Here is an 18,925-nt window from a genome sequence, read left to right as displayed (position 1 = left end):
TAACACAATAAACACTGAATGAAATTATTCAGCGTTTATTGGAAAGAAAGCCCTATGCATCAGTTTTAAGCTAAACAAGCAATATAAAACCATGTTGCAATAAAAAAGCACCCGTAGGTGCTTATCTGATTATTTTCAATCAAAAGGTTAGTAATTGTGGATCAAACAAATCCTTGATCAGATCAGATTGCAATACAGGTATATCTTGCGCTGATAGATTTTCGGCTTTATTAAAAGCGACCAATTCAGTATTTTTAGCATCATCGACAATGGTTGTAGCACTTTGATCAATTGTTCGAGCAAGCACATTATCAATCTGATTTGTAGTTAAATCATTAACTGAAGTCTTTGCCAACAATTCATCGACTGAAATGGCCGTGCTGTCATAAGAATTGGTATTGGCTACCTTGATATCGTCAACTTTGGTATTCTCAAGTGCATCTTGCAGTACAGTCGCTATGCTTGTACTGAGAATAGCTGAACTGCCAGCTATAGCAGTATGATCTAAATCTGAAACATTTGAATGGAGCTGCGAAAATTGATTTTCTATTGGTGTCGATTGCCCTAATACTTGAGCGCTACTTTCTGGCTCAGAATTTAAAACACCTGACCCAATCGCATCAGCACTTTTAACTGAATCAATATTCGAATTAGCTAAATCAGCATGAAAAGCCAAGGCTTCATCAAAAACTGCCATTTTTGCGGCGATTTCGACTACAGTAAATGTTCGAGCATCACTCACTAAACTGGTATTCCCTGCTTTATCCGTTTGTACAGTAGTAATACTGTGACTCCCCAGAGTTAAATCATAAGCAAAACTAAATGACCATTTACTATCTGCACCGACTGTGACCTTTCCAATTGCCTGATTATTATCATAAATAATCAAAGTCGCCCCAGCTTCTCCTGTTCCTGAAATCACAGGGCGCTTGTCATCTGTCGTCCCATTTGCAGCAACAGAGCCTACAGTTGCCCCCACATCATCAACCACATCTGTGATTTTTGGACTTGCAGGCGCGGTTACATCTTTGGTACCTGTTACAGAGCTAAGCGCTGACTGATTTCCAGCTGCATCTGTTGCATATACACTGCCGACTTTTGCTTCAGTCAACGCTGTTGAAAGTGTGACAGAATAATTTCCGTTTGCGTCCGTTGTTGCTGTGCCTAATAATTTATTTGCACTGTCATAGACTGAAATTTTGGAGTTTGCTTCAGCGGTACCCGTGATCACAGTGCCTTCAGCATTCAAATTGGCCACGGGTTTATCTGGCGCTAAAACATCTTGTCCAGCTTTAATTTCTACAGCACTCGACTTATTTCCAGCAGCATCTTCAACAATAATTTTGCCAGTCTTGCTTGCATCTAAAGCAGGAGAAATGGTGATATTGAATTTACCATTGGCATCTACAGTACCCGTTGCAATCACCACACCTGTTGAATCTTGAATAATCACTTTAGCATTTGCTTCTGCGGTTCCGTGTATTGAAGTCCCTTCTTTAGATACCTCAAACTTAGGTTGATCAGGTGCGATAGTATCTTTACCCACTTCAATATTATGTTTTTCTGATTTATTTCCAGATGCATCAATCGCTTCGACTGTACCGATCTGGCCTGTGGTTAAAGCAGGAGAAATGGCAACAGAAAATTGTCCCTGTGCATTGGCTTTAGCAGTACCAATCAGGTGACCTGCTGGGTCATATACATTAATTGTGGCATTCGCCTCTGCTTTACCAGTAACAATATTTCCTTGCTCATTTAACTGCCCTTGAGGCTCATTAGGTGCAATGGTATCTTTCGTGCCAACAACCGAGGTATAGGTTGAGGCATTTCCAGCTTTGTCTTTTGCATTGATATAATAAGTATTGTTGTTTAGCAAAGCCTCTGGCAATGTCAAAGAATAATTTCCATCTTTATCGACCACTGCTGTGGCAATCACTTTCTGGTTTTTATCAATCACATAAATAGTCGCACCCGCTTCAGCGGTACCCTTAATTTCAGTACCCTCTGCATTCAAAGTTGCAGTCGGTGTTTTCGGTGCAATAATGTCGGTAATACCCTTTGATTGATTACTTCCCCCATCATCAATCAATGCCAAACCTAAACCAATTGCAGAAACAAGACCGACACCTGCTTTCACTGCACTTGAAGAAAATAGACTTGAAAATGAAAACTCAGGGGTTGAGTCTTCGTAGGCAGAGACTTGTTGAACAGCCGCAGTATTGGCGCCTTCATAGAGTAAAGTATCGAGTTTTTGCAAACCGCTATAGTCTGTAAATTTTCCATTGGCATCAAAGTGAGCAAGTGAGAAACTTCCATCTGCTTTGGGGAACGTTAAAGAATGCGTTGTGGTTGAATTGGCTTGAAAAAAGCCCTCTAAAACAATTTGCTCACCATTATTTAAACTAATAATCAGCTTATCGCCTAGTCGCTCTAGTGTTTTCACATCTTGTTGTGTGACACCAATTTGAATAATAGCGGGTTGATCTAAACTGACCGTTTTTGCTTGAGAATCCTGTAGTAATATTTTGTCTTGTTTTGCAGCGACGACTATTCTTGTCATTTATACCTTCTATTGATTTAAAGTGTATTTTTTTAAAATTATACAGAAGGTATTTATATATACAAATGACTTAAACTGATTTCTGAATTATTTATAAAAATATAAAATTCAGATACTTAAAAATAAGTAAGATAGCGCACAAAATCTTATTTAAACAATAAATATCCAGCATTCTTGTTGTTCACATATAACTTCACTCTTTAACAAAGCACTTGAGCAAATTGTGGGGCATCATCCAAAATTTCAAACCAAGCAGCTTTGTTATCAGTAAACGCATGTGAAACTATCTTGCCTTGAACAGGCTCATTTACAATGCCTACACGTAATCTCACGACCTCAGGTAGGTCTAAACGCGCACTAAATAATGGGGATGCACATCTTTTACAGAACGTTCGCTTTTTATTTTCAGTGGCATAATATTCTTGAAACAATGCCTGTCCTTGAACAATCTCTAAATCTTTAGTCTGAATAGGAGCAATCGCCACAAATGCTGAACCCTGGGCTTTTTGACATTGCTGACAATGACAGACAAATATTTGAGGGATTTCACTATGAATTCTCAGTTGAATACCACCACAAAGGCATGAAGCTGTATACATTTTTATTCCTCTATATTGTGAGTAAACTCATTTTATCAATCAATTGTAACGCTTATAACTTATAAATAATCAAATGGATAACGTGAAAAAAGTTCAGGATGGATACGGTTCACGGTATCTTGAAATTGCTCTAACTCAATCGTAGATAATGGATTTTTATCCAAGTGTTGTTCCAACGCTTGCAGAAGTAAAGCAAATTGTAAAAATTGAAAAAAGTTGATTTGCATCGACTGAAACTGATCACGTTTTAAATTCTCATCTAAGTCCATACCTAAATCATGATCATAGAATAAAATATCAAAACTATTCCGATCTAAAAACCATTCATCACCTTGACCTGTACGACCAATTTTCCATAGTTGTTGGGATAAATTTTCCACATGCTCTGCGAAATACTGGTTTTCCTTTATCGTAGTTTCATAGCCAAATAAATCAATATCAGGGGTAATTTCAGTATCGCTACACTGTCCTAAAAATTCGAGATAATAAGGATCTTGAAGAAAAGTCACAGTACTTTGAATGGGTTGAGTTCGCGGATTGAAGAGCTTAAGTATCTGTTTAAAATTGGTTTGCAGTTCAAACATTATGCGATCTCAAAAATTGTTTTTTGTTCTAAGCTTTTTGTTGTAAGTTTTTTGTTCCAAGTCATGTGCTCGATAGGACTTTAACGACTCAATTTCAGTATAAATGCTCGCTTGCAATTGATCACGAAATACAATCATATCGTCCATGTTTTCTATCTGGTCAATAGATAATCGTGGCATAAATTTAAAATAAAAAGGGATTCGCTTTGGAATAATATGCTTCGGAATCGAAGGAATAACTTCACCTTGTCTAAGCAATGAACCTATTTTGGGATTTGATAATATTTTATTAAACCACTTTTGTTTAAGCAGCACGTTTACATCAAAAGCTAAATCAAAAACTTCATCACCACCTAAAGCCACAAAAGGAGCAATTTCATAACCAAATTCCTGAGCCAACTTTAAGAAACCAAAGCGTTGCTTCCAGATCAGTTGATAGGCTTCACCTTTACGTTTAATGACTTCTCGACCGCCGCCTGGAAAAACCAGAATCGAATAACCTTGTCGCATCGCTTCTTTGGCATATTCTTGTACACCATCAACCCCACCGACACGTTTAACCACTTCTTTCCAAATCGGAATATGAAAATGCATATGATCAGCTAAACTGACCACTGCGATTTTATGTTCTGTAAATAAATAATCAATCAGAATCGGAGAATCTAAAACACCATAGATGGTGTGATTACCGACATACATGGCTGGTTTATTCGGCACTAAATTTTCAGTACCTAAAAATGTTGGACGAAAGTAAAAGCGCTGTAAGCTGCTTATTAATCGAATCAATTTAGCGTTGTGTCGTATTTTCAAGGTTTTTTCAGTCATGCTGTATCTCTACAAATACTTTTCAACATTATTTGATCTTGGCCTTAAGCGTATGACTCCTCCTTTTTCAGGGAAGAGCTTTACACAAATAAAATAACTTAAATCCTCGACAATCTCCCCCCCTTTTTTTCAAAGTAGCTGAACTGCGCTTTTCGCGGCACAAGGAGGGAGATTTTATAAAATTATGATTTAAGCAACATGCTTTTGCACAAGGATTGAACCCACAGAATAACCTGCACCAAATGAACACAGCACACCATATTCGCCATCATTCACCTGATCCGCACTACGATGTAATGCAATGATCACACCTGCTGAAGACGTATTGGCAAACTCATCTAAAATGATTGGTACCAAATCAGGATCCGCTTCTGCAACTTCTTTACCGACAATGAGTTTTAAAATTAATTCATTCATATTGGCATTGGCTTGATGCAACCAAAAACGTTTTACATTTTCAGGTTGAATACTGTTCTTTTCCAATTGTGTAGAAATAATTTTCGCAACCAATGGACACACTTCTTTAAATACTTTGCGGCCATCTTGACGGAATTGCTTATCATCACGAGAAGTTAATTCTGAACCATTTAAGAAACCAAAATTATTTCGGATGTTATTAGAGAATTGGGTAAACAAATGGGTATCTACGATTTCAAACCCTGTTTTGCTGTCCGTTTCTTCAATAATTGAAGCTGTTGCAACATCACCAAAAATAAAGTGACAGTCACGTGAACGATAGTCGGTATGGCCTGAGGTAATTTCCACATTAACCAATAACACACGACGTGCACCCGTTTTTACAGCATCATAGGCTTGTTTTAAACCAAATGTAGCAGCTGAACACGCCACATTCATGTCATAAGCATAGCCTTGAATACCCAATGCAGTTTGAATTTCAATTGCAACAGCAGGATAAGCACGTTGTAAATTTGAACAAGCCAAAATCACCACATCGATGTCTTCTGCAGTTACGCCTGCATTTTCCATCGCTTGTTTTGCTGCAATTACGCCCCATTCTGCTTGGATTGAAAGCTCTTCATCTGAACGTTCTTCTAAACGTGGACGCAAGCGATTAATGTCTAGGACACCTGATTTTTCAATGACATAACGACGCTTTACGCCTGAGGCTTTTTCAATAAATTCTGCACTAGAACCACGACGGGCAACAACTTCACCCGCTTCAATTTTTTCAGCATTTTCACTGTTAAATTGTTCCACATAAGCATTTAAACAATCCACCAATTCTTCATTGGTAATCACTTCTTCAGGATGGTACAAACCTGTACCTGTAATACGGATGCCCATGTAAAACTCCTTTTTAAATTCACAAATATTTCAAATTATTTCTATTCTAACCGATTCCAAGCTTTTCCCATACTTTTTGTATTCTGGTTGACGAAATCGGCATCTTGGTTTTCATTGGTTGAGAAAATAATGAAATACGTAGTTCCTCAACCATGAAGTAGACTTCTTTAACACGAACATCCGACTTAAACTTAAACAGTTTATCCATCCAAGGATCGACTTCTTTAATTGCAGCATCATCACGATTTAGATTATTCGGCAATCGATCTAAACGCAATAACAATGCTTTTAAATAACGTGGATATTCCTGCCAAATATCGGAAGATTTTGAATAAACAAAATTGGATAAGTTCATTAAATCCAGTTGATCTTCAATATCATTCATATTTTTAGCAAATACGTCTTGATCCAACATCAGCAATTGCTGACGTATTTCCTGCCATTGAATATAAATTTCACTGATCAGCTTTAATGCTTCCTGACCATGACTTAAAAATGACTTTTTCACATCTGCCAAGACTATCGCAAATTCTTCAGCATTAATGGGTAAATCTTGAATAGCCATTTGTAATGTTGCGTACACCAACATTTGCTCAAGTTGTGCTTTATCACCCAAAGGAGAATATGCCAATGCCAGTGGCTTGGAAATTTGCTTTTTCAATTGACGAATCAAATCACCCAATTGCATATGAATCAAACGAATTACGCCTTCACGGTGCTGCTTAATCGCTTCACTTTGATCATTAAAAGTCTGAATCACAATACCAGAGTCATCTTTCAACTCTAACTTAGCAAAGTCTTTGCTCGGGACCAGTGCCTGATATTGTTTAACTACAACTCCGGTTACTTTCTGAGAGGCCTCAAATACAAAGCTTTCAGGGAAAGTAGTAAACTCACCTTTTAACTGTTTGACGGGACTGTGTGTTTCAGTTCGACAACGTGCTTTGAGTTCGGCAAGATCACGGCCTTTTTCAATCACGCGGCCTTTTTCATCAATTACTTTGATAAATGGAATTAAGTACTGATCAATACGTTCAAAAGAAAAATCTTTACTGGTAATTTGTTCACCACGTAATTGAAATGCCAAAAACTCAAAAATATGCTGATGCAAATGTTGCGCATCGACTGCTTTGATCAATTTATTGGCTGTATCTGGGATCGGCACCAAATTACGACGTTTATCTTTTGGTAAGGCTTTTAATAACGCTTCGATTAAATCCAAACGCCAACCAGGAATTCCCCAAGACCAAATATTTTCATCAACTTGCGCTAAGGCTTGTAGCGGAATTTTTACTGTTGCGCCATCTTCATCATGACTTGGATCAAAACGATAGCTGGCAGCGAAACGTAATTGTCCATTATGTAAATAATCTGGAAATTGTTGCGTGGTTGGACGGTCATTCATCCATAAATCATCATCATCAACAAACAGATAACGAGGATTCTGCGGCTCTACTGTTGCTCGCCAATCTTCAAAACTACGCCGACTGGCAATTTCTGTAGGTACTTTTGCGGCATAAAACTGATAAATGGTTTCTTCATCGACAACCAAATCACGACGACGCAGTTTGTCTTCCACACGCTCAACTTCTTCAAGCTTTAATAGGTTGTGTTTTAAGAATGGTGGGGTTGTTCCCAAGTTTCCTGTGGTTAGTGCATCTCTTAAGAAAATTTCATGCGCAGCCAATTGGTCCACTTTTTCATAATTGGTGGCGCGTTTCGGTTCAATGATCAGCCCAAATAATGAAATCTGATCATAAGCATTGACCACACCCGGTTTTTTCGCCCAATGTGGCTCAAAATAATGATGTTTTAATAAGTTAGGCGCAGCTAAAAGAATCCACTCAGGCTCAATTTTTGCTAGTGTGCGTAAATACACCTGTGAGGTTTCGACCATTTCAAATGCCATCACCCATGGGGTATTGGTTTTATGTAAGGTCGATGCAGGAAAAATTCGGGCTTTTTGCTGACGAACTGCCATGAAAATATTACGTTCGTCAGTTTTATTGGCAATAAAAGACAATAATCCTGTCAATAAAGCACGATGTAAATTTTCATAACTGGCTGTCTTTTCATTGAATGAAAGTTTTAAGCCCTGTGCTAAATCCAGTAATTGTTCATGCGTTTTCTTCCACTCGCGTAAGCGCAACCAGCTAAGAAAATGCTGTTTGGCAAAATTACGTCTTTTGCTTTCACTTAAAGTTTCACGATTTTCAGTCAGTGTATTCCACAGTTTAATATAAAATAGAAAATCTGAATCTGCTTCTTTAAATAGCGCATGTTTTTGATCTGCCTGCATTTGCTTATCAGCAGGACGCTCTCGTGGGTCTTGTACTGCAAGCGCAGCAACAATAATCAAAACTTCTTTCAGTACTCCAAAATGAGCACCACCGAGAATCATCCGTGCAAGGCGTGGGTCTATAGGCATTTTTGCCATTTGTAGACCGATTTTGGTTAAACTGTTGTTTTGAAGTTCGGCTTTTTTAGTGACAGGTTGAGCAAGGTTTTTTGCTTTAGCACCAGCTACAGCTCCCTGTTGGGAAACCGCACTTTCACTTTGTGCAACCGCTTGAGGAAGATTATTTGAATTTTGCACTTCATGGATAGCACCTAATTCAATCAGCAATTTACGCCCATCATTGACCAAACGATGGTCTGGTGGCTCAATAAAATCAAAATCTTCTACAGCACCCAAACCGAGACTTTGCATCTGTAAAATAACCGATGCTAAATTGGTGCGTTTAATTTCGGGTTCAGTAAAATCTGGACGACTTTGAAAATCATCTTCACTGTATAAGCGAATGCAAACACCTGGTGCAATACGACCACATCGGCCTTTACGCTGATTTGCAGCAGCTTGAGAGATCGCTTCAATCGGTAAACGCTGTACCCGTGAACGATAGTTATAGCGAGAAATACGCGCAAAGCCACTGTCGATCACATAACGAATATTCGGTACAGTCAATGCTGTTTCAGCGACGTTGGTCGCGATGATAATACGTCGCCCACCACCAGAGGGATTAAAGATTTTCTGCTGTTCGGCTAAAGCTAAACGTGCATATAACGGTAAAATTTGCGTGTGTTTAGGACCAAATTTTTGTAAGGTCTCTTGTAGTTCTCGAATTTCTTGTTCAGTGCTTGAAAAAATAAGAATATCCGCATGTTCAGGATGTCCTTTAGATTCAGCATCCTTAAAACATTCTTCTACAGCTTGTACCACTGCACGTGGTAAATTTTCTTCAAAATCATCAAAGTCATCATCATCACTGCCGCTGATCGTCATCTCAGAAATCGGACGATAACGCAGTTCTACTGGAAAGCTACGTCCTTCCACTTCAAAAATCGGTGCGCCATTAAAATATTCGCTAAAGCGATTCACATCTAATGTCGCTGAAGTAATAATGATTTTTAAATCAGGGCGCTTTTTTACCAGTTGTTTTAGGTAACCCATGATGAAATCAATGTTTAATGAACGTTCATGCGCTTCATCAATAATAATCGTGTCATATTTATTTAAATAACGATCATTAGAAAGTTCAGCAAGAAGAATACCGTCCGTCATTAAGCGAACGATTGAATCATTTGATCCTTGTTCATTAAAACGCACTTTAAAACTGATGCTTTCACCCAGCTTCTCACCGACTTCTTCAGCAATACGTTGCGATACACTTCGTGCTGCCAAACGACGAGGCTGAGTATGACCAATCATCCCAGTTAAGCCACGACCTGCAAGCATTGCGATCTGTGGCAATTGTGTGGTTTTACCAGAACCCGTCTCCCCTGCAACAATAATAATCTGATGCTTTTGAATCGCTTCAATCAGTTTATCTGCATACTGGGTAACCGGTAGATCCTGATTGAGTTTAATTGTCGGTAGGCTGGCTAATCTTTTTTTGACTTGATGGTTTGATTTCTCAAACAGTTCTTGGAATTTTTCAGGATGAGCATCTTTTCCTTTTTTCAGTCGATTTAAACGATGGCGATCTCGTACCATAACCCATTGATCGACATTTAACTGATTTGGCACAGATGCATTATCCTAATACTTAAAATTGAACGGAATATTTTACGCTGTAAAGCACAGGAGAGATAGTCCAATCAAAGTGAATTCATGTTTACGTTATGCATGTATTATAAAAATAATATTTAAAAGCTGCTAAAGTCCACTCAACTAGCAACTGTCTGTGGCTGCAAATACTCATATAGACCTAGATCTGTTGCGGTTGATCTACATCAATAAGGTAGCTTGGGGTGATGCTTAAGTACAAAACAGCAGCCCCCCCAAATCATTTGCACGCTATACAACATTGAAATGTGATGGAGTTAAAATTCAATTTATCTTATATGAACAAATTCTATACATTGAAATAAATTTTATATCTTTTTTAGAAATCGCCCTTGAAATATAGCCCCAGAAGCATCATGTTTGTAACAGATTAAAAAAGGATGCTTTGTCATTCAAACATCATCTTTATTTGCTTTAGTTGATGAAATACTGACAAAACAACGGTTTTTGGTGAAATGTATCTGGAGCACGCTAATTTGATTTTCCGATCTTAGCGATAAAAAAATACTATTTCCCCAATAATCTAAAATTCATTATTCTAGTTAAATATTAGATAAACACCTCAATCATGGAGATAATGATGAGCTTAATTAATACTGAAGTTAAACCTTTTAAAGCACAAGCTTTCCAAAACGGCCAATTCATCGAAGTTACAGAAGCCGATCTTAAAGGTAAATGGTCTGTAGTTTTCTTCTATCCAGCTGACTTCACTTTTGTTTGCCCAACAGAACTTGGTGACCTTGCTGACAACTATGCTGAATTCAAAAAATTAGGCGTTGAAATCTACTCTGTTTCTACAGATACACACTTCACGCACAAAGCTTGGCACGATTCTTCTGAAGAAATCAAAAAAATTGAATATGTAATGGTTGGCGACCCAACTTGGGTTCTTGCTAAAAACTTCGAAGTTTTAATTGAATCTGCTGGTCTTGCTGACCGTGGTACTTTCGTTATCGATCCTGAAGGTAAAATCCAAATCATCGAAATCAATGCTGGTGGTATTGGTCGTGATGCTTCTGAACTTCTTCGTAAAGTTAAAGCAGCTCAATATGTTCACGGTCATCCTGGTGAAGTTTGCCCAGCGAAATGGAAAGAAGGCGATGCAACTCTTGCTCCTTCAATCGACCTAGTTGGTAAAATCTAATTCTTGAATTAGATTAAACACATAAAAAACCACGCTTTTTAGCGTGGTTTTTTGCATTAGATTTTATGTACAGGTTTTTGTGTTTGTAGATTTTTATTTAATGCGACCAAATTGCAATTTCATATCCATCTAAATCTTTAAAATGAAAACGACGTCCACCAGGAAAACTAAAAATCTCTTGTACGATGGTTGCACCCGCCTCTTTCACACACGTTAAGCTTTGTTCTAATTGGGCACTATACAAAACAATTAATGCACCACCAGAACTTTGCACATCATCAGACTGAGCAAAGCCCCCTTTTATCTCTCCAGAATCAAATTCACAATATTCAGGGCCAAAGTCGGTAAAAGTCCAGCCTAAGTTTCGATAAAACCTTTTGCTTTGTACGACATCTTTCACCATAAATTCAATATAGTTAATGGAAATTTTTTGAAAAGCCGCTGACTGATCCATTGATGTTTCTCCTTAAATTTATAAAATATTGTTCTATAGAAAACAAAAAATGAGTCAATTGATAATACATTTAAACCACTGAATATAGGATAGCAAAAAATTATTTTTGCGTTGTTCTACTCAAACGATCAACTTGCTTGAGTAACTCTGGAATACGATATTTCCCGTACATGGACTGTACATTATGTTTTGCTTGCACTAATTCTATGCCGATGGCAGAGACATATAATGGCTTAACACTTTGTCCACGTAAAATTTCAAATTCCATTGGTGTTCCCCTAAATTCATTTTTAGCCACTCCAATCACAGGGATTTTATCAACTAAGGCAGCATATAAGTGCTGTCCTAAACCTGCTGTTTGTTCAGCGCCTAAATAGACATAGCCATCAATCACAATCATATCAATGGGCTCTTTCACCAAATCCAATAACGTCAAAATACACGGTAATTCACGTTTATAAAATTGACCTGACTCATAGTCAGCAATTGGGTTGATGGTGATAAGGTAATGATTCAATACAGCTGAACTCGCCCAAGATTCAAATACTACACCAGCAACTTGTGCAGAGTTATCTATATAGGCAACGTCTATTGCAAGAATCATGATCTACCTCTTAATGATTAGGGTCTGTTGACAATTCGTCTATGTTTGCGACTACGAGTGTTTTTTAGGCGATACTAAACGCGAAATACGAAATTTAGTCATTCTAAAAGAGTAGTTCGTAACGACGTAGCGGCAAAAAACACGCTAGTCCCCCGCTGCGCCTTGCGCTGCAAACAAAGCAGTGCTTTGTTCTTGCTCAGGGTTGTGGCTAAAATTATCTCAGGAAATACGAAATTTAGTCATTCTAAAAGAGTAGTTCGTAACGACGTAGCGGCAAAAAACACGCTAGTCCCCCGCTGCGCCTTGCGCTGCAAACAAAGCAGTGCTTTGTTCTTGCTCAGGGTTGTGGCTAAAATTATCTCAGCCTTCGTTATGAAACTCGAAAATAGTCTCGCTATTCTCATTCATGCTTTACGACGTATACGTCTCATGCTCAATTTTAACCTACAACGCAAGCCATTTATGAAATGTCAACAGACCCTAAAGTAAAATACCAATTTTCTCATTTACTGATGATTTTTTAAGTGTTTATCTTGCCCAGAATCTGTAATGTTAAAATATGAATATCTTTAGCAGAATATAAACAGCTTTATTTACAAAACCACTATACATTTCTTTAAGTGAATAGACTAATTTCAAAAGATACAGAATACATTTTTCTGTAAAACAATCAAAAGTTTAAGGGGTTGCTTATGGGATCAATGATTACCGTGACTTCTTGGAAGTACAATGCTTCTTCACGGTATTTAAAAATTTTTTATAACAATGGTTCTGGTGAACTTTACCATCCTGTCCCAGAATTTATATACAATAATTTACTACGATGTAGTGATAAAACAGCATTCGTGCATAAATATCTAGAATACGATTTACATTTTAAGCGACTTTCAATTTTATAGTTTTTTTTAGAACTGTGCTTTTAGAGCAAAGTCAGGGATATTTCTCCCTGATGTAAAAACTCGATTAGTTTTTAAATGTCACCACAAACAGACCAGATCCAATCGACAAAGTTGTGGTCATAAACCTTTCATCTCGTTTAACTTCCGTGATAAAGCTCTTTACTTCAGCAGCATGTGATATCACATTATCTACAATCAGAACCCCACCATGCTCTACAAGCATCTTCTGTAGATATACCCAGTAATTTAAATAAGCATTGCGTTCAGCGTCCAGTAGAATAAAGTCATATTGTTCCTGACACTGTTCCAAGTATTTTTGTGCATCCCCTACCCAAAAATCAATCACGTCATCAACCCGTAACTCTTGAGCATGCAGTTGCGCTTGCTGAGTTCTTTTTTTATCGATCTCTAGCGTTGTCACCTTGGCACCTGTGACTTTGGCTGCATCTGCAAGCCACAATGTAGAGTAACCTGTTGATGTCCCAATCTCTAAAATTTTCTTAGATTGCTGAATTCGCACTTGCATGGCTAAAAACAATGCTGATTCAGGTTCAATATTTCGATAGCGTTTAATACGATCACACTGTGTAGCATCAAACTTAATAAAGGATTGATATAGTTCATTCAATCGTTGCAAAAATGGGTTACTTAAACTCATGTTTAGATCTTCCTTTTTACTATCATTGTTATTATTTCAATCATTTACGTCATTGCTATGACAATACATAGCTTTTGACAAGTTACATCGTTACGGTTTATTTCGTGACTTTATCATTTGGTAAAATCTAGCAAGTACAACTCAAACCTCATGTAAAAATTCAAATCTCGCTTGGACTTGACCATTTTCTAATGTGACCTGCTCACAAAACATTTCATAAGGTCGAACCCAGATTGAATAATCATCATATAAACATTGGTAAACCACAACTTTTTCACGGGTTTCACTGTGTGTTGCGACATGAAAGACTTGGTATAAATTACCTTTATAATGTTTATAAATTCCAGCTTTTAACATCTACACTCAACACTCTAAATACGATATCTATGTTATACAGGATAGCCAAAGAAAAAACTCGTCCGTAGACGAGTTTTTTATGCTTTTCAATTTTTAAATTAAGAAAAGTCTAAGCCTTTTTCAAATGCTTTTAACTCGTGGCGAGCCATTGCTAAGTTTGATTTAGAACGATCTAAAACAAGATAAAGGAATAGGTTTTCATTTGAATCAAGTGGGCGAATCAAATGATACTGTTTACCTAATGTAATTAAAATATCTTCAATTACATCATCTAATTTCAGTGCTTTTGCTACTTTACGCTTAGCACGAACAACTTCAGTATTACCTGCTGCTGCTAATTCTAAGTCTAAACCTGCACCTGCAGTCGCTAAAGATAAACCACTTTCGCTGTCTACTAATGCAGCACAAACGAAACCATCGATATCAGTTAATTGATCTAGTGTAATACGAGCCATGAGCATCCCCGTTTCTTTCAACATTGTTGTTCGCTTTAGTAATTCAATTTTTATTTTGCTTTACTAAAACACTTTACTATTTAGTTAAAAATATTCATTTCTAACTAACATGGATAAATTAGTATTCTTTTTTTGAATACCCATTTAATTTTATTTGATAATCAATTTTAATTAATTATTTCCCACACTCATTTTAATAGCATAAAAAATATTAACTATTCAATAGAAATTTAAAAAATAAATGACTAATTTGACTATTTAAAACTTTCGAAAAAATCTAACAAACACCAGATAGAAAAAATCCAGTATAAATCTCATTTTTCAAAAAAAATGCAACTGAAGTTACATTTTTCACAATGGCTTATCTATATATTTCTCATCAGTAATTCTGAGGTGGATTTAAGCTCATAGAGCATTTGTCCCAATAAAATATCTTTGTTGGTCATCGCCACTAAAACCAGTGGATGCTTTGAATGAGGAATGGCTGTCAAAAGTGCTTTTCCGTTCTCAGCATCTAAGGTAATTGTTTGACATCCAACAAGATTGATTTCTGAAACAAATGCGGTTACTAGGGCTAAAATCGAACTACTCACTGCGGCAATCTTTCCAGAATTGCTAATATTTTTCTTGTTGACTAAAGCAATTTCAAACCCATCAGAAGTACACAACATGATGAACTCTACACCACTGACAGAGTTCAAAAGCTGCCTGATTTGTTTTTCAGCATATGCTACAAAATCATCAGGTACTTTTCGAGATGTGTTTAGGTCAAGCATATTCAAGAAAACCCCATAAATTAATTTGTAAATTCAGCATTTTCAAAAGCCGAAAACACAAGTTTTTCAGACTTTTTCCAGCAACAGAATTATTTGATATACTTCACATTTTACATTCAATTCTATCTGTTTTTATTGGCTTGTAAACATGTTTTTTCACTTTTAATTTAATTTTTTGAGCACTAATATTGTGCCACAAAGCTTCAAATTGTCAGATTTTTTTCAACAAGGTCACTTTCAAATAACTAATATCATAAATTGAGTGGATCTTAAACCTTATCTTGATTTAGTTTTAATGATACAGCATTAAAACAAGCTTAAATTTTACCATTGTTTATTTTATTGATATTGGCAGTTAAACTATAAAATCAGTTTATTGATATTATATTAAGCTTTTATTAAAACTAGATTTGTGCGCTATTATTCGATATAAGATAAATTGATCTTATAAAAACTTTACATTTTATTTTTTGATTTGGTTATTTTTTGTGTTTATATTTATTTCATCCAACTGCTGGATGCCAAAAATTAATTTAAAAAAGGTACAAGACAATGAATAAACTTCTACTCTCTCTTGGTCTGATTGCAACGATTGCACTTGTTGGTTGTAATAAAGATAAAGCACCAGAAACAGGAGCGACCACAGGTGAACATGCTGAAAATGCCGTAGAACAAGCAAAACATGATGCAGAACATGCCGCTCAAAATGCAGCTGATGCGACGGCGAAAGCTGCGGATAATGCAGCAAATGCAACTGCGACTGCTGTCGATCATGCCGCTGATGCAACTGCACATGCTGCCGATGCAACTGTTGATGCGGCTAAAGATGCCACTGCAACTGCAGCTGGTGCTGTTGAAAAAGGTGCTGCGGACGTTAAAGAAAAAGCAAGCCAATAGTTTTAATCTGAAAAAAAGCTCCTAAATATAGGAGCTTTTTTATATTTGTCATATATTTAGATTATCAATGAATCAGCTTTCAGTTACTCGGAGTTTTGTTTATGCCACATTCTCATCACCTAGAACAGCATTTTATACAACGTACAGGCTGGTTAAGAGCAGCGGTCTTGGGTGCAAATGATGGCATCATTTCTGTGACCAGTTTAGTGATGGGAATGGCAGCGAGTGGTGCGTCTAGTCACACGCTATTGATTACCTGTATTGCGGGATTGATTTCAGGTGCAACCTCAATGGCTGCCGGAGAATATATTTCCGTCAAATCTCAAGCAGATATTGAAGCAGCGGATTTAAAAATCGAAGCTCGCGAATTAGAAAAAAACCCACACTTAGAGCTTAAAGAACTGACTCACATTTATATTCAACGCGGTTTAGATCCCGAATTGGCGCATCAAGTTGCTGTTCAACTCACAGAAAAAGATGCCTTAGAAGCGCATGCACGGGATGAAATTGGGATCAATGAAGCAACTGCGGCAAGACCATTACAAGCTGCTGGTTCTTCAGCCTTATCATTTTCAATAGGCGCCTTATTTCCAACATTGTCGATTCTGTTTAGCCCCGAAGTGTATTTAGAAAAAATTGTTTTAGTAGTCGGTATCTTATCTCTGGTCATACTCGGTGCCTTATCCAGCTATTTTGCGGGTACATCAATACTCAAGGGTAGTTTCCGTGTGGGAGTATGGGGAATTATCGCAATGGCGTTCTCAAGCTGGATTGGTTCTCTGTTCCAAGTCACTCCGATGTAATCTAAGCCTGTATAAAATAAGCTACACTTATAAAGGTGTATTTGAATTATATTTTTATAATAAATACCGAACATAATTTGCTTATTGCAATTGGCTTGGGCAAAGTAACTTAAAACTCAAGGAGCTTAAGTATGTCTTTATTAGAACAATTAGGGATAAAACATCCCATCTTACTTGCACCAATGGCAGGCGTTTCTACCCCACTATTGGCAGCAGAAGTATCAAATCAAGGGGCTTTAGGCGCTTTAGGGCTCGGTGCAAATACCATAGATTCTGCACTTCAACAAATTCAAGAAACCCAGGCGTTAACACCACATCCTTTTCAATTAAATTTTTTCTGTCATGAATCAACAGCATTAAACACTGAATCTAATACGCTGTGGAGTCAACATTTAGCAGCTGAATTTAAAAAATTCGGCGTAAATCCACCCACAGAATTAAAATGCATCTACCCGAGCTTTAAAGACAATGATGATTTTTTAAACCTGTGTTTAGACACTCAACCCAAAGCGGTAAGTTTTCATTTTGGTATCCCGCATCAATATCAAATTCAAAAATTAAAACAAGCCGGTATCATCACTCTAGTTTCTGCAACCAATCTGGCTGAAGCGCTGGCTATTGAAGAAGCTGGGATTGATATTATTGTGGCTCAAGGTATCGAAGCAGGTGGGCATCGCGGTATTTTTAACGCTCAAATTGATGGTGCAATTAAAACCGCAGATCTAGTCACACTTATCAAAAAACATAGCTCACTGCCTGTCGTTGCAGCAGGGGGTATTATGAATGGGCAACAAGCCAAAGCCATGTTAAATCTTGGTGCTGATGCCGTACAATTGGGAACAGCTTTTGTGCAATGTAAAACATCAAACGCCAATGTAGCATATCGCAAGGCCTTATTTGATCATCCACTCACTCAAATTACCTCAAGCATTTCAGGTCGTCCAGCACGCGGCATCATCAATCATTGGCAAGCGAGGATTGATCAGCCCGACCGTCCACATGTAGCTGCCTACCCTTATGCCTATGATTTGGCAAAACAGCTAAATGCTTTCGCGGTGCAACATGGTGATACTGGCTTTGGTGCATTTTGGGCTGGAAGTAATGTTGGCCTGATTCGTGAATTAGAGGCTCAGGATCTAGTTAATCAATTGGTTGTGGAAATGAACCATTCTTAATACTCAACTCAGCTTTCAATAGAAGCTGAACTGCAACAGCTTCTATTTATATTGATTAGGCTTGGCTTTGTTCAACCAACATATATACCAAATCTAGTTCAGGACATGCATACCCCAATCCCGTCATTGCAGCGGTAATTTGCCCACGATGATGTGTGCCATGATTAAATACATGCATAAGTGTCGCAGCATAAGGCAAAGTCAGTTCTTGTCCAGAAACGCGTTTATAGGTTAAATCTGCATTTAAGGTTTTTTCATCTAACTGCTCTAGAAACTCAATCCAATTTTTCGACTTCTCTTGTAATTCATCCAGTAATGCTGTCTTTTTAGTTTGGATCATTGTATTTAATGCAATTGCAGGTGATATCCCCTGCTTAAAGCGTGAATACCAGAGATAATGTTCACCCAACAATAGATGATTCAAGGTGCCAACAATGCTTTTAAAGTAAAGACCAACATCTTTGTTAAAATCATCATCGGATACAGCTTTTAAACTTTCACAAAGACGCTGGGTTGCCCAGATATTGTATTGTGCCAGTATTCTGAAAGAGTCTTTATTCATGACTTAACTAAACCATCATTGTGGGTATATGAAATATAGGGTCTGTTGACAATTCGTCTACGTTTGCGACTACGTGTGTTTTTTAGGCGATACTAGGCGCGAGATACGAAATTTAGTCATTCTAAATGATGAGAAACATCGTTTCGCAAGGTAACGACGTAGCGGCAAAAAACACGCTAGTCCCCCGCTGCGCCTTGCGCTG

General features: G+C 37.4%; 18 protein-coding genes. 5 read left to right on the top strand and 13 right to left on the bottom strand.

The window, feature by feature from the left end:
- Window positions 1-139 precede the first annotated feature (139 nt).
- From blp2 to M2R48_RS06865, 6 genes are all read right to left on the bottom strand, one after another.
- Window positions 140-2,560, bottom strand: coding sequence for an Ig-like repeat protein Blp2 (gene blp2, locus M2R48_RS06890; RefSeq protein WP_262085546.1), 2,421 nt, complete (start codon window positions 2,558-2,560; stop codon window positions 140-142).
- A gap of 200 nt (window positions 2,561-2,760) precedes the next feature.
- Complete coding sequence (locus tag M2R48_RS06885; protein WP_262085545.1) at window positions 2,761-3,159, bottom strand: GFA family protein; 399 nt, start codon at window positions 3,157-3,159, stop codon at window positions 2,761-2,763.
- A gap of 59 nt (window positions 3,160-3,218) precedes the next feature.
- Window positions 3,219-3,743, bottom strand: coding sequence for a hypothetical protein (locus tag M2R48_RS06880; RefSeq protein WP_034612111.1), 525 nt, complete (start codon window positions 3,741-3,743; stop codon window positions 3,219-3,221).
- A gap of 9 nt (window positions 3,744-3,752) precedes the next feature.
- On the bottom strand, window positions 3,753-4,568 hold the full coding sequence (locus tag M2R48_RS06875; RefSeq protein WP_262085544.1) for a lysophospholipid acyltransferase family protein: 816 nt from the start codon (window positions 4,566-4,568) through the stop codon (window positions 3,753-3,755).
- A 189-nt stretch (window positions 4,569-4,757) separates the two neighbouring features.
- Window positions 4,758-5,873, bottom strand: coding sequence for a beta-ketoacyl-ACP synthase III (locus M2R48_RS06870; protein ID WP_004721819.1), 1,116 nt, complete (start codon window positions 5,871-5,873; stop codon window positions 4,758-4,760).
- A 46-nt stretch (window positions 5,874-5,919) separates the two neighbouring features.
- Window positions 5,920-9,900, bottom strand: a complete 3,981-nt coding sequence (locus M2R48_RS06865; RefSeq protein WP_262085543.1) for a DUF3418 domain-containing protein — start codon at window positions 9,898-9,900, stop codon at window positions 5,920-5,922.
- A 619-nt stretch (window positions 9,901-10,519) separates the two neighbouring features.
- On the opposite strand from M2R48_RS06865, the gene ahpC reads away from it, so the two are divergent.
- Window positions 10,520-11,083, top strand: a complete 564-nt coding sequence (gene ahpC / locus M2R48_RS06860) for an alkyl hydroperoxide reductase subunit C (protein ID WP_004721823.1) — start codon at window positions 10,520-10,522, stop codon at window positions 11,081-11,083.
- A 97-nt stretch (window positions 11,084-11,180) separates the two neighbouring features.
- Here the strand turns inward: ahpC and M2R48_RS06855 are convergent, their stop codons facing one another.
- Both M2R48_RS06855 and M2R48_RS06850 read right to left on the bottom strand, forming a co-directional pair.
- Window positions 11,181-11,537, bottom strand: a complete 357-nt coding sequence (locus M2R48_RS06855) for a VOC family protein (RefSeq protein WP_262085542.1) — start codon at window positions 11,535-11,537, stop codon at window positions 11,181-11,183.
- A gap of 100 nt (window positions 11,538-11,637) precedes the next feature.
- Window positions 11,638-12,141, bottom strand: coding sequence for an endonuclease V (locus tag M2R48_RS06850; RefSeq protein ID WP_262085541.1), 504 nt, complete (start codon window positions 12,139-12,141; stop codon window positions 11,638-11,640).
- Window positions 12,142-12,833: 692 nt separating this feature from the next.
- On the opposite strand from M2R48_RS06850, the gene M2R48_RS06845 reads away from it, so the two are divergent.
- On the top strand, window positions 12,834-13,040 hold the full coding sequence (locus M2R48_RS06845; RefSeq protein ID WP_004721830.1) for a KTSC domain-containing protein: 207 nt from the start codon (window positions 12,834-12,836) through the stop codon (window positions 13,038-13,040).
- 64 nt (window positions 13,041-13,104) lie between these two features.
- Here the strand turns inward: M2R48_RS06845 and M2R48_RS06840 are convergent, their stop codons facing one another.
- The 4 genes from M2R48_RS06840 to M2R48_RS06825 all read right to left on the bottom strand — a co-directional run bounded on the left by M2R48_RS06840 (window position 13,105) and on the right by M2R48_RS06825 (window position 15,286).
- Window positions 13,105-13,698 carry an O-methyltransferase gene (locus M2R48_RS06840; RefSeq protein ID WP_262085540.1) on the bottom strand — a complete coding sequence of 198 codons (594 nt, stop codon included), beginning with the start codon at window positions 13,696-13,698 and terminating at the stop codon, window positions 13,105-13,107.
- Between the two features lie 141 nt (window positions 13,699-13,839).
- On the bottom strand, window positions 13,840-14,055 hold the full coding sequence (locus tag M2R48_RS06835; protein ID WP_004820203.1) for a DUF1653 domain-containing protein: 216 nt from the start codon (window positions 14,053-14,055) through the stop codon (window positions 13,840-13,842).
- 98 nt (window positions 14,056-14,153) lie between these two features.
- Window positions 14,154-14,510 (bottom strand): hypothetical protein, encoded by a 357-nt coding sequence (locus M2R48_RS06830; protein WP_004721834.1) that lies wholly within the window; start codon window positions 14,508-14,510, stop codon window positions 14,154-14,156.
- A gap of 365 nt (window positions 14,511-14,875) precedes the next feature.
- Window positions 14,876-15,286 carry a roadblock/LC7 domain-containing protein gene (locus M2R48_RS06825; RefSeq protein WP_262085539.1) on the bottom strand — a complete coding sequence of 137 codons (411 nt, stop codon included), beginning with the start codon at window positions 15,284-15,286 and terminating at the stop codon, window positions 14,876-14,878.
- Between the two features lie 552 nt (window positions 15,287-15,838).
- Here M2R48_RS06825 and M2R48_RS06820 point away from each other — a divergent pair.
- The 3 genes from M2R48_RS06820 (at window position 15,839) to M2R48_RS06810 (ending at window position 18,161) form a co-directional block, all read left to right on the top strand.
- On the top strand, window positions 15,839-16,183 hold the full coding sequence (locus tag M2R48_RS06820) for a hypothetical protein (RefSeq protein WP_004820201.1): 345 nt from the start codon (window positions 15,839-15,841) through the stop codon (window positions 16,181-16,183).
- Between the two features lie 101 nt (window positions 16,184-16,284).
- Window positions 16,285-16,986: a VIT family protein gene (locus tag M2R48_RS06815; protein ID WP_262085538.1), complete on the top strand. Its 702-nt coding sequence runs from the start codon at window positions 16,285-16,287 to the stop codon at window positions 16,984-16,986.
- A gap of 131 nt (window positions 16,987-17,117) precedes the next feature.
- A complete protein-coding gene (locus tag M2R48_RS06810; RefSeq protein WP_262085537.1) occupies window positions 17,118-18,161 on the top strand; it encodes an NAD(P)H-dependent flavin oxidoreductase in 1,044 nt (347 codons plus the stop codon).
- Window positions 18,162-18,216: 55 nt separating this feature from the next.
- On the opposite strand, the gene M2R48_RS06805 is transcribed toward M2R48_RS06810, so the two are convergent.
- On the bottom strand, window positions 18,217-18,723 hold the full coding sequence (locus M2R48_RS06805) for a DinB family protein (RefSeq protein ID WP_262085536.1): 507 nt from the start codon (window positions 18,721-18,723) through the stop codon (window positions 18,217-18,219).
- Window positions 18,724-18,925 lie beyond the last annotated feature (202 nt).

It is taken from the genome of Acinetobacter sp. I-MWF, from assembly GCF_025433935.1.
In the GTDB taxonomy this organism is placed as follows: domain Bacteria; phylum Pseudomonadota; class Gammaproteobacteria; order Pseudomonadales; family Moraxellaceae; genus Acinetobacter; species Acinetobacter guillouiae.
This window is presented reverse-complemented; position numbering and strand designations above follow the sequence as displayed.

What these genes read in the sequence shown, in the direction of transcription:
- blp2 (WP_262085546.1), bottom strand. Translation starts at nt 2,560, where the DNA reads ATGACAAGAATAGTCGTCGCTGCAAAACAAGACAAAATATTACTACAG.
- M2R48_RS06885 (WP_262085545.1), bottom strand. Translation starts at nt 3,159, where the DNA reads ATGTATACAGCTTCATGCCTTTGTGGTGGTATTCAACTGAGAATTCAT.
- M2R48_RS06880 (WP_034612111.1), bottom strand. Translation starts at nt 3,743, where the DNA reads ATGTTTGAACTGCAAACCAATTTTAAACAGATACTTAAGCTCTTCAAT.
- M2R48_RS06875 (WP_262085544.1), bottom strand. Translation starts at nt 4,568, where the DNA reads ATGACTGAAAAAACCTTGAAAATACGACACAACGCTAAATTGATTCGA.
- M2R48_RS06870 (WP_004721819.1), bottom strand. Translation starts at nt 5,873, where the DNA reads ATGGGCATCCGTATTACAGGTACAGGTTTGTACCATCCTGAAGAAGTG.
- ahpC (WP_004721823.1), top strand. Translation starts at nt 10,520, where the DNA reads ATGAGCTTAATTAATACTGAAGTTAAACCTTTTAAAGCACAAGCTTTC.
- M2R48_RS06855 (WP_262085542.1), bottom strand. Translation starts at nt 11,537, where the DNA reads ATGGATCAGTCAGCGGCTTTTCAAAAAATTTCCATTAACTATATTGAA.
- M2R48_RS06850 (WP_262085541.1), bottom strand. Translation starts at nt 12,141, where the DNA reads ATGATTCTTGCAATAGACGTTGCCTATATAGATAACTCTGCACAAGTT.
- M2R48_RS06845 (WP_004721830.1), top strand. Translation starts at nt 12,834, where the DNA reads ATGGGATCAATGATTACCGTGACTTCTTGGAAGTACAATGCTTCTTCA.
- M2R48_RS06840 (WP_262085540.1), bottom strand. Translation starts at nt 13,698, where the DNA reads ATGAGTTTAAGTAACCCATTTTTGCAACGATTGAATGAACTATATCAA.
- M2R48_RS06835 (WP_004820203.1), bottom strand. Translation starts at nt 14,055, where the DNA reads ATGTTAAAAGCTGGAATTTATAAACATTATAAAGGTAATTTATACCAA.
- M2R48_RS06830 (WP_004721834.1), bottom strand. Translation starts at nt 14,510, where the DNA reads ATGGCTCGTATTACACTAGATCAATTAACTGATATCGATGGTTTCGTT.
- M2R48_RS06825 (WP_262085539.1), bottom strand. Translation starts at nt 15,286, where the DNA reads ATGCTTGACCTAAACACATCTCGAAAAGTACCTGATGATTTTGTAGCA.
- M2R48_RS06820 (WP_004820201.1), top strand. Translation starts at nt 15,839, where the DNA reads ATGAATAAACTTCTACTCTCTCTTGGTCTGATTGCAACGATTGCACTT.
- M2R48_RS06815 (WP_262085538.1), top strand. Translation starts at nt 16,285, where the DNA reads ATGCCACATTCTCATCACCTAGAACAGCATTTTATACAACGTACAGGC.
- M2R48_RS06810 (WP_262085537.1), top strand. Translation starts at nt 17,118, where the DNA reads ATGTCTTTATTAGAACAATTAGGGATAAAACATCCCATCTTACTTGCA.
- M2R48_RS06805 (WP_262085536.1), bottom strand. Translation starts at nt 18,723, where the DNA reads ATGAATAAAGACTCTTTCAGAATACTGGCACAATACAATATCTGGGCA.